This window comes from Delftia acidovorans SPH-1 (assembly GCF_000018665.1).
Lineage (GTDB): Bacteria > Pseudomonadota > Gammaproteobacteria > Burkholderiales > Burkholderiaceae_C > Comamonas > Comamonas acidovorans.
Genome location: NC_010002.1, coordinates 138,517 through 152,180 on the forward strand (window position 1 = coordinate 138,517; position 13,664 = coordinate 152,180).

Here is a 13,664-nt window from a genome sequence, read left to right on the forward strand (position 1 = left end):
GGCCAGACCCCATGAACGTGATGAATGCCCACTCCCCCGCGCCCACGGCGGCGCCCCGCACGGCACCCAGCCTGGAGGCCGTGCGCCTGTGCAAGTCTTTCCTGTCGGGCATGGTCAGCGTGCAGGTGCTGCAAGGCCTGTCCGTGTCGCTGTACCCGGGCGAGCTGAGCCTGATCTCCGGGCCCTCGGGCTGCGGCAAGAGCACGCTGCTGTCGCTGATGTCGGGCCTGCAGGCGCCCGACAGCGGCCACGCCATGGCGCTGGGCGAGGACCTGGGCAAGCTGGGCACGCGGGCGCTGGAGAAATTCCGCCTGCGCCACACGGGCTTCGTCTTCCAGGGCTTCAACCTGTTCCCGGCGCTGACGGCCATCGAGCAGGTACAGCTGCCCCTGGGCTACATGGGCCTGCGCAGCGACGAGGCCCTGCGCCGCGCCCAGCAGGCGCTGGACGAGGTCGGCCTGTCCCACCGCAGCCACATGCGCCCGGCCGAACTGTCGGGCGGCGAAAAGCAGCGCGTGGCCATCGCCCGCGCCATGGCCAAGGCGCCGCAGCTGCTGTTTGCCGACGAACCCACGAGTGCGCTGGATGCCGAAAGCGGCCAGCGCGTCATCGACATCCTGCACCGCGCGGCGCGCAACCATGGCACGACCGTGCTGTGCGTGAGCCATGACCCGCGCCTGGTGCGCCATGCCGACCGCGTGCTCGGCATGGAGGACGGCGCCATCCGCAGCGACTGGCGCCAGTCCTGCCCCATCAAGGAAAAAGAATGAAGCACCCACTGAGCGGCCTTTCCGCTTCCACTGCGGGCCTGGCTGCGGCGCTGGCCGCCGCCGCGCTGCTGGCGGGCTGCGGTCCTTCGCACGATGCGCCTGCCAATGCCGGCCAGGCCAGCGCCAAGGCGCAGCAAAACGGCCCGGCGTCCGTGGCCGTGGCGCGCGGCAAGATCGAGGTGGAAGGCGGCCTGCTGGACCTGTCGCCCGCCGTGGCCGGCGTGGTGCAGCAGCTGTCCGTCAAGGAAGGCCAGTCCGTGCAGCGCGGCCAGTTGCTGCTGAGGCTGGCCGACGACACGGGCCAGGCCGACCTGGCGGTGGCCGAGTCCGAGGCCCAGCTGGCCAAGGCCCGCCAGAAGGCACGCGCCGCGCGCCTGCCCCAGCTCAAGCAGACCCTGTCGCGCTGGCAGGCCGCAGCGCGCGAAGGCGCCGCCGATGCGCAGAACGTGGACGAGGCCGCGCAGGCGCTGCGCGATGCCCAGGCCGAGATCGACGTGGCCGCGGCCGAGGCCCAGGTGGCACAGCGCAAGCTCGAACAATTGCGCGCCCAGCACAAGCGCCAGGAACTGCGCGCGCCCGAGGCCGGCACCGTGGTGCGCCTGGCCACCCATGCGGGCAGCCAGGCCGTGCCCGGCACGCCGGCCGTGGTGCTCCTGCCGCAGCGCCCGCTGCAGGTGCGCGCCGAAATCAATGAAAGCTTCGCCGCCGCCGTGCGCGAAGGCATGCGGGCCACGGTGACGCTGGACGCCGATGGCGCCGCACAGCAGCAACTGCCCTCGGCACGCGTGCTGCGCATCAGCCCCGTCTATGGCACGGCGCGGCTGCAGGACGACCAGCAGCGCGGGCCGGTGCGTGTCATCGAGTGCGTGCTGGTCTTCGAGCAAGCTCCTGCCGCCGCCGTGCGCGTGGGTCAAAACGTAAGGGTGCAGTTTCATGAATAAGCGCATTCCCCTGTATCTGGACACCGCCGCCCCCGGCTGGATGGTGCAAAGCGACTTCGACGGCACGATCAGCCTGCTGGACGTGACCGACACCCTGCTCAACCGCTTCGGCAAGCCCGGCTGGCAGGAACTGGAAGACGCCTGGGAGCGCGGCGAGATCGGCTCGCGCGAATGCATGAAGGGCCAGGTCGCGCTGCTGGACATGGACGAGGCCGAGCTGCGCGCCCACCTGGACACCATCGAGATCGACCCCGGCTTTGCCGGCTTCGTGGCTGCCGCCCAGGCCCACGGCATGGTGGTGCAGGTGGTCAGCGACGGCATCGACTACGCCATACGCCATGTGCTGGAGCGCCATGGCCTGGGCCATCTGCAGGTCATCGCCAACCGCCTGGTGCAGACCGGCGAGCGCAGCTGGCGCCTGGACTCCCCCTGGGCCAGCGCGCAGTGCGCGCGCGCCAGCGGCAACTGCAAGTGCGAGCGCCTGGCCGAGCAGCAGGCCCTGCACGGCCGCGTGCTCTACGTGGGCGACAGCACCTCGGACTTCTGCGTCTCGGGACGGGCCGATTTCGTGCTGGCCAAGTACAAGCTCATCGCCCACTGCGAAAGCCGGGGCATCGCCCATGCGCCCTTCGAGCATTTCGAGCAGGCCACGTCCCTCCTCGACAAGGTCGTCCTGGGCCTGGAGGCGCTGGCATGAACATGGCCGATGGATTCGACGCCGTTCAGCGCAGCGAGCCTGCCACGGGGCTGGACAACGTTTGCGTGACCGAGCATGAATTCGTCATGCCCGGCACGGGCGTGGCCGCGCGCACCGGCGTGCTGCTGGTGCACGGGCTTACGGGCACGCCGGCCGAGATGCGCCTGCTGGCCAAGGGGCTGAACAAGCAGGGCTTCACCGTCTATGCGGTCCAGCTGGCCGGCCATTGCGGCAGCATGGAAGATCTCGTGGACACGCGCTGGACCGACTGGCTGGCCAGCGTGGAGGCCGGCCTGCAGCGGCTGTCGCAGCACATGGACCATGTGGTGGTCGGAGGCCTGTCCATGGGCGCCGTGCTCTCCCTGGCCGTGGCCCAGCGCCACCCCGACAAGGTGGACGGTGTCTGCGCCCTGTCCACCACCTTCCGCTACGACGGCTGGAGCATTCCCTTCTACACGCGCCTGGCCTTTTTGCTGCCGCTGTTCCGCGCACTGGGCATTGGCCGCCACAGCGTGTTCATGAAGCAGCCGCCCTACGGCATCAAGGACGAGGCCCTGCGCGCGCGCGTGGTCGAGCAAATGCATTCGGGCGACAGCGCGGCGGCCGGCCTGCCGGGCAATCCCTGGTGGTCCATCATCGAGCTGCGCCGCCTCTCGGCCCATGTGCTGGCGCGACTGCCCCAGCTGCGCTCGCCCTGCCTGGTCATCCATGCGCGCAACGACGACATCTCGTCGGTGGCCAACGCCCATGACATCGTGCATGGCGCCAGCCAGGCCCATGTCGAGCTGGTGCTGCTGGACAACAGCTACCACATGGTCACCATAGACCGCGACCGCCGCACCGTGATCGCGCGCACCACCGAATTCGTGGCGCGCATCGCCAGCGGTGCCGCCCCCCGCGAGGTGCGGGCTGCGGAGGCCGCACGGCATGGGCAGTGATCTCTCGCCGCTGGTCATCACGCTGTGGGTGCTGAACGTGCTGGTGGACAGCGGGGGCCAGCTGGCCTTCAAGGCCGCCGCCAGCCAGCCCGGTGACCTCGACGGCCTGGCGCGCTGGCGCTTCATGGCCTCCAGGCCCTGGCTGTGGCTGGGCGTGGGCTGCTACGTGGCCGAGTTCGTGCTGTGGCTGGCCTTTCTCTCGCTGGTGCCGCTGTCCGAGGGCGTGCTGCTGGGCTCCATCAACATCGTGGCCATCATGATCGCGGGCCGGCTGCTGTTTGCCGAGAAGCTGGCACCCATGCGGGTCGCCGGAATTGTCCTCGTGTCCATAGGCGTCGCCATCGTGGGCCTGCATTGAGATGAAACAGCACCCCCTGAGTCGCTTCGCGCCTTCCCCCTCTCTCGCTTCGCGGGAGGGGGACGACACCCTCGGGGCGGGGCGGCCCTTCCTCGGTGTCCCAGGCTTTGGGGCTCGCCAGTTTCATACGATGCGGGCGGCGCGCAGCCCCGTGAATAACTGAGATGAAACGTTTCTATTTCATTGGCTTTCTGGTGCTCATGGCCTTCGACACGCTGGCCCAGCTGAGCTTCAAGCAGGCCGGCAATGCGGCGCTGCCGCTGGAGTTCTCCACGGCCTGGCTGGCGCGCGTGTTCGGCCAGCCCTGGATCTATGGCGCCTTCGTGGGCTACATCGGCGCCTTTTTCTCGTGGATGACCTTGCTCAAGCGCGCGCCCATCGGCCCGGCCTTTGCGGCATCGCACCTGGAGATTCTTTCCGTGCTGGCGCTGTCGTACTGGCTGTTCGACGAGCGCATAGGCATGCCCCAGATCATCGGCTGCCTGTTCATCGTGGCCGGCATCGCCTGCCTGGCCGTCAGCGAGACGCAGGAGGCCGAGGGGCCCGGCGCAGACGATGACACGCCGGGCCATGCGGGCGGCAATCCGGGCGCGGGTTCGGCCAGCGCGGGCGCCGCGCATCTGGCGGCCTCGGCCGAGCACGGCACGCACCGTGGCTGAACGCGTGCTGCCGCCCACGGCGGGCCTGCCGCTGCGCGCGGCCGACCTGCTGCCCTGGGGCGATGCGGACCTGGCGACGGCGCTGGCGCAATGGCTGGGCGTGCCCGCCGTGCAGCTTGAATGCTCGGGCACCTCGGCGCTGATGGTGGCGCTGCAGACCCTGCGCCGCCTGGCGCCGGGCCGCAGCGAAGTCATCGCCCCCGCCTATACCTGCCCGCTGGTGGCCCTGGCCGTGGCGCACTGCGGCCTGCAACTGCGCCTGTGCGATCTGCATCCCGACACGCTGGACATGGACCCCGCGCGCCTGCGCTCCCTGTGCAGCGAATGCACCCTGGCCGTGCTGCCGACGCATCTGTGCGGCCGCGTGGCCGACGTGGCCACGGCCGTGGACTGCGCGCGCGCCGTGGGCGCCTGGGTGGTGGAGGACGCGGCCCAGGCCCTGGGCGCGCGCCTGCGCGGCGAGCCCGTGGGCTGGCAGGGCGATGTGGGCTTCTACAGCCTGGCCGTGGGCAAGGGCCTGACCACCTTCGAGGGCGGCGTGCTGCTGGCGCGCGACCCTGCGCTGCGCGAGGCACTGCGCGAGACACATGCAGCCAGCGTGCGCCAGGACCGGGGCTGGGAGTTGCGCCGCAGCCTGGAGCTGCTGGGCTATGCGGCGCTGTACCGCCCCGCCGGGCTGGACCTGGCCTATGGCCGCCCCCTGCGCGCTGCGCTGTCGCGCAGCGACTGGGTGCAGGCCGCCGGCGATGATTTCGACGACGCCATTCCCTGCCATGAACTGGGCGCCTGGCGCCGCCGCGTGGGCCGGCGCGCGCTGGCGCGGCTGGCGGATTTCCAGCAGCAACTGCAGCGCCAGGCCCGTGAGCGCGGCGCCTGGCTGTCGGCCATCGATGGGATCGAGGTGGTGGGTGACACCGTGCCGGGTGCGCAAGGCGTCTGGCCCGTGCTGCTGCTGCGCCTGCGCGATGCGGCCACGCGCGATGCGCTGCTGCGCGCGCAATGGGGGCTGGGCTGGGGTCTGTCGCTGCCCTTCGTCCATGTGCTGCCCGACTATGGCCGCTACGACCATGTGCTGGGCCTGGCGCGCCAGGACGTGGTGGACCAGGGGCGCGACTGGGCGCAGCGCCTGGTGGCCGTGGGCAACAGCCTGTGGTTCGACGACGCGCGCTTCGAGGCCTTGCTCAGTCTGCTGGAGGGGCCGCACGCCGCGCCTGGCTGACGGCTGCGGCCTGCGTGGCGCCGGGTTGTGTCGTGGCGCCGGGCGGTGGCTCGCGCCCGCGCAGGGCCTGGCTGCGTTCGGCGACATAGTCGCGCGTGAGCGGAACCGCTTCCTGGCGGCGTGCCAGCTGCACCTGGAAAATGGCGATGTCCTGGTAGCGGAAGGCGGCTTCCGACATGGACAGATAGAACTCCCACATGCGGCAAAAGCGCTCGTCGTAGAGCGCGGCGGCCTCGTCGCGGCGCGCCATGAAGCGCTCGCGCCACAGCCGCAGCGTGCGCGCATAGTGCAGGCGCAGCACTTCGATATCGGTGACCACGAGGCCGCTGCGTTCGATGGCCGGCGTGAACTCCGACAGGGACGGGATGTGGCCGCCCGGGAAGATGTAGCGCTCTATCCATGGATTGTTGAAGTCGGGCACATCGCTGTTGCCGATGAAGTGCAGCAGCATCACGCCATCGTCGGACAGCAGCTCCCGGCACTGGCGGAAGAAGGCGTCGTGAAAACGCGTGCCCACATGCTCGAACATGCCCACCGAGACGATGCGGTCGAAGGTGCCGCGCGTGTCGCGGTAGTCTTCCAGGCGGTAGCTGAGTCGGTCCGCGCACGGGGACTGGCCGGCACGCTGGCGGGCGCCCGCCAGCTGCTCGCCGGACAGCGTCACGCCCGTCACATGGCCCGCGCCAGCCACCTCGGCCAGGTAGCGCGACAGTCCGCCCCAGCCGCAGCCTATGTCCAGCACGCGGTGGCCGGGCTCCACGAGCAGCTTGGCGGCGATGTGGCGCATCTTGGCCCGCTGGGCCTGCTCCAGGCTTTCGTCGCCATGCTCGAAGTAGGCGCAGGAGTACTGGCGCTCGCCATCCAGAAAGAGCCGATAGAGCCGGTCGTCGAGGTCATAGTGGTGCGCCACGTTGGCGCGCGCCTTGCCGCGGCGGTTGTGCTGCAGCAGCGGGCGCAGCCGCATGCGCCAGGCATCGAGCAGCCGAACGCTGGCCGGCACGGGCAGGTTGCGCGCGTTGCGCAGCACGAGCTCCAGCACGTCGTAGATGCTGCCCCGCTCCACCACCAGGCGCTGCTGCATGAACATCTCGCCAAGGTTCAGGTCCGGGTCGCGCATCAGGGCCCACAGCGCGCGCCTGTCCGTGAAGCGGATGCGTGCCTGCGGCTGGCCGCCGTCGCCGAAGGCCAGCATGCGCCCCCAGGGCAGGCAGATTTCGAGCAGTCCCTCGCGCACCAGGGGTGTGAAACTGCGCTGCAGCAGTCTTTCGGTCAGCCGGTCGATCATGGGGTTGCCTCCTGTCTTGCGGTCGGCCGCGGTGCGCGGACGTGGGGGATGTGGGGTGTGCGGGGTGTGAACGGATCCTAGGGGCTGGTGCAGGTCTGGATGTATTCGACCAGCCGTTCGTTGAAGGCATGCTGGCCCAGTTGCCAGGTGGCCAGCGTCTGCGCGTCGATCTGCGTGTCCTGGCCGTCTCCGGCGCTCATCCAGCGCTTCCACCAGGTCGTGTAGCGCCAGGAGGACACATCGCCCGTGATGTCGCTGCCCACGATCTGGCCGGCCAGCGCGCCGATGATGTCCAGGGCCTCGCCTTCCTGCATGCGGCCCTGGTCCCAGTTGGTGCGCACCACCTCGGGCGCGAACACGTCCTTGTCGATGCTCAGGTAGGTGGGCTGGGCCTGCTCGCGCAGCATGCGCGCCAGCGTGCGCGACAGGTCGGCCACGCTGGCAAAGCCGCGAAAGGCGGCATCCACGCCCAGGCGGCGTGCCCAGCCCGTGTCCACGCCCGCGCTCCAGTAGCTCAGGCGGCCGGCGCGCAGCGGCGTGAGGTAGTTCTCCCAGGCGTGCGCGCGGCCGATGTCGCCGGAGGTGATGCCGGCCACATGCACATGCGAGACGGCCGGATGCAGGGCCACGCGCCGCACCCAGGAGCCGCAGTGCACGCCCCAGGGAAAGCGCATGTTGTCGGGGTGGTTGTCCAGCACGACCACGCGCAGCGGCCGGCCTGCGGACAGGGCCTGGGCGGTGATGCAGCGCTCGATCAGCGGCCAGCTCAGGTGGTGGAAGTCGCCACTGCCCATGAGGGCCGTGCCATGCGAGGCGGGCAGTTGCGCGTCGAGCGCCGCGCGGAACTGCGCAAAGCGGCGCAGGCCGCAGCCAAAGCGCACCTGCTCCTGCCAGTCCTGCAGCGGCAGGCGCAGCTCGCCGGGCAAGGTCCCCACCGAGCCATCCACATCCAGCACGACCGGCTGGGCATTCAGTTCTGTTCGCTCCATTGGCGATCGCTTTCGAAGTGGCCGGCAAAGCGCCGGCCCAGTGCGCGCAGCAGCGGATTGCGGATGAAGACCGCATGCTGCGTGAAGGTGAAGCTGGCGCCCAGCTGGGCCTTGACCTCGGGGTCGGTCCAGCCGGCCACGTAGTGGCTCAGGCCGCGTTCGATGGCGTATTCAAGGTTGACCATCCAGCTCACGAAGTAGAGATTGGCCTCGCGCGCGGCCGGGTAGGACAGGCCGATGTACTTGTCGATCAGCTTGCCGCCGTGCTCGAAGCACAGGTTCCAGCCCAGCAGCGCGCCGGGCGTGCCGTCGTCCTGCAGCGCGCGGTACTCGAACACGGTGCCGCCGTTGCCTGCATCGCGCAGCAGGGCCGCGAAGAAATCGCGCGTGAGTTTGTCGAAGTGGATCTCGCTTTGCGCATACACCGCATCGAACAGCGCGTAGTAGGCATCGACGCAGACGTCATCGGCAAAGGCCGCGCCCGTGGGAATGCGCTGCACCTGCAGCTGCGCGCGGCTCCTGAGCTTGCGGCGCAGGTTCTGGCGGCGGCTCCTGGACAGGCGCGCAAGGTATTCGTCCAGGCTGGAGAAGTCGATGGGCACATGGGCCAGGGCCTGGCCCTCGACCAGGATGAAGCCCGCATCGGCCAGGGCCTGCGCCAGCGCCCGTGCATGGGCGTTGTCGGCGTCCGGCAGCAGCGGTGAATCCTGGGGCAGGTCCTTGACGATGGTCAGCATGCGCCGGCCTGCGCGCGCGCGCAGCGCGGCAGCCTGCCGGGCGGCAGGGATGCCCATGGGCAGCACGGCGTACTCGCTGACCGTGGTGCCCACGAAGTCGGTGGACAGGCGCAGCCGGCGCGACAGCCAGCCGCCACCGGGCAACGACAAAAGACGCGCCTTGAGCGCGTCGTCCGCCGTGGTCAGAAGATCGAAGGGCGCCGTGAAGGCCGGCGCCGGCCAGTCCTGCAGCAGTGCGAAGCCCTCGGGAGGATGGGCCGCGAACTGCGCGAGCAGGCCTGGGGGTTCGAGCTGGTTGTGCAGGCGCTCTGCGGGCATCGCGCCTTCAGGCCGCCTTGGCTTTCGTGAGCAACTGGTCCAGCAGGACCATGGCTTCGTCGATCTCGGGGCGCGAGATCATCAGCGAGGGCGCGAAGGTGATCACGTTCTTGTAGTAGCCGCCCACGTCCAGCACCAGGCCGCGTTTCTGGCCCTGGTATTCCAGGCCGCCTTCGAGGCCGATGTCCACCATCTTGTCCAGCAGCGCCTTGTTGGGCGTGAAGCCGTCTTCGGTGCAGATCTCGGCGCGCAGCGCCAGGCCCAGGCCGTCCACGTCGCCGATTTCCTTGTGGCGCTTTTGCAGCTCCTTGAGGCCTTCGAGGAAGTAGGCGCCCGATTCGCGCACCTGGCGGCCGAAGTCCATCTCGTGGGTCATCTTCATGACTTCCAGGCCCAGGGCCGTGCCCAGCGGGTTGGAGGCGAAGGTGGAGTGCGTCGATCCCGGCGGGAAGATGGTGGGGTTGATCAGCTCCTCGCGCGCCCACAGGCCCGACAGGGCGTTGAGGCCGTTGGTCAGCGCCTTGGCGAAGACCAGCACGTCGGGCTTGACGCCGAAGTTCTCCACCGACCACAGCGTGCCGGTGCGCCAGAAGCCCATCTGGATTTCATCGACCACCATCAGCACGCCGTGGTCGTCCAGCACCTTCTTGAGGCCCTTGAAGAAGTTGGGCGGCGGCACGACGTAGCCGCCCGTGCCCTGGATGGGCTCCACGTAGAAGGCCGCGTACTCGCACTGGTTGGTCTTGGGGTCCCAGATGGCGTGGTACTCGTTCTCGAACTTGCGCGCGAATTCCCGGACGATGGAGTCCGCGTACTCCTCGGACGTCATGCCCTTGGGGCGGCGGAACGGGTAGGGGAAGGGGATGAACTGCGCGCGGTCGCCGAAGTGGCCGTAGCGGCGGCGGTAGCGGTAGCTGGAGGTGATGCTGGAGGCGCCCAGCGTGCGGCCGTGGTAGCCGCCCTCGAAGGCGAACATCAGGCTCTTGCCGCCGCTGGCATTGCGCACGACCTTGAGCGAGTCCTCGATGGCCTGGGCGCCGCCCACGTTGAAGTGCACGCGGCCGGCATGGCCCCACTTGCGCTCCGCATCCTGGGCGATGAACTTGGCCAGCTCGATCTTGGTGGGGTGCAGGTACTGGCTGGCGACCTGGGGCAGGGTCTGCAGCTGCTCGATCATCTTCTGCTCGAGGCGCTTGTTCTTGTAGCCGAAGTTCACGGCCGAATACCACATCTGCAGATCAAGGTAGGGCGTGCCGGCCTCGTCGTACATGTAGCTGCCTTCGCAGCCCGAGAAAATCTTGGGCGGGTTGACGTAGTGGACGGTATCCCCGAACGAGCAGTACTTGGCTTCGTCGGCCAGAAGTTGGGCGTTATTGATCACAGCAAAGGGCTCCAGATATTCAGCCGCCGCAGTGTGAGCGGGCAATCTTGCTGCGCTGTCGAGTCTTTGTGTGGGGTTTGTGGAGGAGGCCCGCGCGGAGCCTGGATCGGCCCCTGTGACGTAAATGAGACAAAACAAATGATAATCATTATCAATTGATGGGAGAATCACGGAAAGCCAGCAGGAACAATCACACACGGGGGAGCAATGGTCTCGCAAGAGCACTCCGCGGACAGGTCGGCAGCTAGCCAGCAACCCTCTTTCCCCGATTCCCGCCATGGCTGTGTCTTCGCGTTCGTCTTTCCTCTCCCTCTCCCGCAATCCCTCGCGCACGCCGGTATTGCGGCCCAGCCTGCTGGCCGTGGCCGTGCAGGCCGCCGTGATCGGTCTGGCCTCGCCCGGCGCCTGGGCACAGACGCAGACGCAGACGCAAACGCATGTGCAGACTGCGGACGATGAGGCCCGGCTGATGGCACAGGCTCCCACCAAGGCGCTGGCCCAGGTCGATGTGGTCGATGCAGCCGAGCCCGTGCAGCGCACGCCGGGCGCCTCCACCACCGTCAGCGGCCCGGCGCTGGAGCAGGCCGGCAGCATGGCCGACGTGGTGCGCTACCAGCCCCTGGTCTCCGCGCCGGGCACGGCCTCGGGCACCAGCCGCAACCGCAGCAGCTTCGACCGTTCGGGCACCACGGGCTACAACATCCGCGGCATCGAGGGCAACCGCATCGGCATGGATGTGGACGGCGTCGAGATGCCCGACGCCACCACGCGCCCCTATGTGAGCCGTGTCGGCGCCAACACCTTCGGCGTGGGCCGTGACTTCATCGACCCCGAGATGTTCTCGGCCGTGGACATCCTCTCCGGCACCACCACGGCGCGGCGCGCGGCCGGTGGCATCGGCGGCTCGGTGGGCTTTCGCACCAAGTCCGCCGAGGACTACCTGGTGGGCGGCAAGACCTCCTACCTGGGCGGCAAGATCGGCCACGACACGGCCGACCGCTCCTGGAACGAGAGCTTCACGGCCGCTGGCCGCTCGGGCGACCTCGACGGCCTGATCGCCTATTCGCGCCGCGACGGCCACGAGACGCGCAACCACAGCGCCATCGTCAACAGCTATCCCGATGACTGGAACTCCAACGCGCTGCTGCTCAAGGGCGGCCTGCGCATCAACCCGGCCCACCGCCTGGTGCTGTCGGCCGACCTGTACCGCCGCAAGAACGACACCTCCTTCCACGGCTGGGACACCACCAACACCAGCATCACCGAAAGCTCGCGCCAGAACAGCGACACCAGTCGCAACACGCTGCAGCTGCAGCACCTGTGGACACCGGCCGGCGCCTGGGTGGACCAGCTGGACACGCGGCTGTACTTCCAGAACACGGACACCAACGACGTCACCGACACCACCACGCTGGCCACGGGCGCCAAGGTGCACAACGTCTCGGGCAACGAGACGCGCACCTGGGGTTTCTCGAGCACGGGCGACAAGCGCATCGACCGCCACCGCCTGAGCTTTGGCGTGAATGCATCGACACAGGACACGGAGCGTCCGTGGAACGTTTTCGCTACCGGCACGCCCGTTATGAAGCCCCAGCCCGACACCACCACCCGCCGCTACGGCGCCTTCCTGCAGGACGAGATCAGCTTCCAGGCCGGCGGCCGCCGCCTGGCGCTGATTCCCGCGCTGCGCGTGGACCGCGTGGAGATCAAGACACGCGACCTGGACAACTTCGTCTCGGGCGTGCTCACGGCCGCCGATGTGGAAAAGATTTACGGAGGCACGCGCGGCAACACCATCCTCAGCCCCAGCCTGGCCCTGGTCTATGACCTCACGCCCACGTTCAGCGCCTATGCCCAGTTCAAGCGCAGCGGGCGAGTGCCCTCGGCCGGCGAGATCTTCGGCTCGTGGAACATGGCCAGCAACTACAACGCGGCAGGCCAGTACGCCCTGGTGGGCAACCCCAACCTGAAGGAGGAAAGCAGCAATGCCTTCGACTTCGGCCTCAAGGGTTCGCCCACGCCGGGCGTGACCTTCAACAGCTCGGTCTTCTATACCAGGTACTCCGACTTCATCGCCTACACGCGCTACCTGCGCGCGGGCCGTCCCGACCTGTTCGTCAACGTGCCCGCCCACATCGGCACCATCTACCAGGCCGAGAACCGCGACAGCGCAAAGATCTACGGCTTCGAGGCCAGCGCGCGCCTGGACCACGGCCAGTGGATGCCCGCCGCCAGGGGCCTGTACTCCACCTGGGCGCTGGGCATCAGCCGCGGCACCTCCAAGTCCTACTACGCAGGCGACAAGGATGTGCCGCTGGACAGCGTGCTGCCGCGCAAGGCCATCGTCGGCGTGGGCTATGACGCACCGGCCCGGCAATGGGGCCTGAACCTGACCGGCACCTTCGTCGCGGGCAAGCAGGCCGTGGCCACCAACCGCGACAGCTACCTGAACGCGGGCACCGGCCTGACCGACTCGACCACCGAGCTGTTCCGCGTGCCCGGCTATGCCATCTTCGACCTGGCCGGCTACTGGCAGGTCGCAAAGAACGTGCGCCTGAACGCCGGCATCTACAACCTGGGCGACAAGCGCTACTGGGACTATTCCAGCACCCGCAGCCTGCAGCCCGGCGTGGCGCGCGACCGCCGCGACATCGAGCTGCTGAGCAACCCGGGCCGCACCTTCGCCGTGTCCATGAACGTTGCGTTCTGAGCACCCTGCGCACCATGCCATTGCACCCACGCCACCTTCACTTGCCGCGTGGCGCGGATCCGAGGAGTTTCTCCAGGGGCCGGCCGGCCTTCCCTACAGCGGCGGTGTCGGCCGGAAAGCCTCCACCACCATCGCAGCCGCCGCTGTATCTGCCTACTTCAGGAGTCGTTTCATGATCGAGTTTTCTCTGTCCCACCGCATGCTGGCCGCTGCCGGCCTGGCGGCCCTGCTCACCGCCTGCGCATCGCCCACGGCACCGTCCGCCAGCGGCCCGGCCCAGCCTGCGGGCGGGCATGGCCAGTCTGCCTTCATGGGCAGCTACGACGCCAACCGTGATGGCGTGGTCACGCGCCAGGAGTACGACACCGTGCGCAAGCAGCGCTTCCTGGCCGGCGACACCAATGGCGACGGCTGGCTCAGCGAGAAGGAGTACGTGGACGAGTTCGAGGCCCGCCTCAAGCAGCAATACGCGGGCCGCCAGCCCGACGAGCGCTATGCCCAGTCCATGAAGCAGGCCCATGTGCGCTTCGGCATCGTGGACAGGAACCGCGACGGCAAATACACCGTGGAAGAAGACATGGCCATCGCCGAACGCAGCTTCAAGGAAGCCGACGTCAATGCCGATGGCGTCGTGGACAAGAACGACGTCAAGAAGCCCTGAG

13 protein-coding genes are annotated in these 13,664 nt (G+C 68.7%); 9 read left to right on the plus strand and 4 right to left on the minus strand.

Annotated elements, in window-relative coordinates; translation table 11 throughout:
- The first annotated feature begins 11 nt into the window (after positions 1–11).
- The 7 genes from DACI_RS00625 (at position 12) to DACI_RS00655 (ending at position 5,582) form a co-directional block, all read left to right on the plus strand.
- Entirely contained in the window at positions 12–770 is a 759-nt protein-coding gene (locus tag DACI_RS00625) for an ABC transporter ATP-binding protein (protein ID WP_012202066.1), read from the plus strand.
- A complete protein-coding gene (locus DACI_RS00630) occupies positions 767–1,711 on the plus strand; it encodes an HlyD family secretion protein (RefSeq protein WP_012202067.1) in 945 nt (314 codons plus the stop codon). Before DACI_RS00625 ends, DACI_RS00630 begins: the two co-directional genes overlap by 4 nt.
- Entirely contained in the window at positions 1,704–2,408 is a 705-nt protein-coding gene (locus DACI_RS00635; RefSeq protein WP_012202068.1) for an MtnX-like HAD-IB family phosphatase, read from the plus strand. Before DACI_RS00630 ends, DACI_RS00635 begins: the two co-directional genes overlap by 8 nt.
- Positions 2,405–3,346, plus strand: coding sequence for an alpha/beta hydrolase (locus DACI_RS00640; protein WP_012202069.1), 942 nt, complete (start codon positions 2,405–2,407; stop codon positions 3,344–3,346). The genes DACI_RS00635 and DACI_RS00640 overlap by 4 nt, the downstream gene beginning before the upstream one ends.
- Entirely contained in the window at positions 3,336–3,704 is a 369-nt protein-coding gene (locus DACI_RS00645) for a DMT family transporter (RefSeq protein ID WP_012202070.1), read from the plus strand. Before DACI_RS00640 ends, DACI_RS00645 begins: the two co-directional genes overlap by 11 nt.
- Before the next feature lie 164 nt (positions 3,705–3,868).
- A complete protein-coding gene (locus tag DACI_RS00650) occupies positions 3,869–4,363 on the plus strand; it encodes a DMT family transporter (RefSeq protein WP_012202071.1) in 495 nt (164 codons plus the stop codon).
- Complete coding sequence (locus tag DACI_RS00655; protein ID WP_012202072.1) at positions 4,356–5,582, plus strand: DegT/DnrJ/EryC1/StrS family aminotransferase; 1,227 nt, start codon at positions 4,356–4,358, stop codon at positions 5,580–5,582. Before DACI_RS00650 ends, DACI_RS00655 begins: the two co-directional genes overlap by 8 nt.
- On the opposite strand, the gene DACI_RS00660 is transcribed toward DACI_RS00655, so the two are convergent.
- From DACI_RS00660 to DACI_RS00675, 4 genes are all read right to left on the minus strand, one after another.
- Positions 5,545–6,867 (minus strand): SAM-dependent methyltransferase, encoded by a 1,323-nt coding sequence (locus DACI_RS00660; RefSeq protein WP_012202073.1) that lies wholly within the window; start codon positions 6,865–6,867, stop codon positions 5,545–5,547. The genes DACI_RS00655 and DACI_RS00660 overlap by 38 nt on opposite strands.
- 77 nt (positions 6,868–6,944) lie before the next feature.
- Positions 6,945–7,856 (minus strand): arginase family protein, encoded by a 912-nt coding sequence (locus tag DACI_RS00665; RefSeq protein ID WP_012202074.1) that lies wholly within the window; start codon positions 7,854–7,856, stop codon positions 6,945–6,947.
- Positions 7,838–8,911: a GNAT family N-acetyltransferase gene (locus DACI_RS00670; RefSeq protein ID WP_012202075.1), complete on the minus strand. Its 1,074-nt coding sequence runs from the start codon at positions 8,909–8,911 to the stop codon at positions 7,838–7,840. The genes DACI_RS00665 and DACI_RS00670 overlap by 19 nt, the downstream gene beginning before the upstream one ends.
- A gap of 7 nt (positions 8,912–8,918) precedes the next feature.
- Complete coding sequence (locus DACI_RS00675) at positions 8,919–10,292, minus strand: aspartate aminotransferase family protein (RefSeq protein WP_034397609.1); 1,374 nt, start codon at positions 10,290–10,292, stop codon at positions 8,919–8,921.
- 277 nt (positions 10,293–10,569) lie between these two features.
- Here DACI_RS00675 and DACI_RS00680 point away from each other — a divergent pair, with 277 nt between their 5' ends.
- Positions 10,570–13,002: a TonB-dependent hemoglobin/transferrin/lactoferrin family receptor gene (locus DACI_RS00680; RefSeq protein ID WP_012202077.1), complete on the plus strand. Its 2,433-nt coding sequence runs from the start codon at positions 10,570–10,572 to the stop codon at positions 13,000–13,002.
- A gap of 172 nt (positions 13,003–13,174) precedes the next feature.
- A complete protein-coding gene (locus tag DACI_RS00685) occupies positions 13,175–13,663 on the plus strand; it encodes an EF-hand domain-containing protein (RefSeq protein WP_012202078.1) in 489 nt (162 codons plus the stop codon).
- Position 13,664 lies beyond the last annotated feature (1 nt).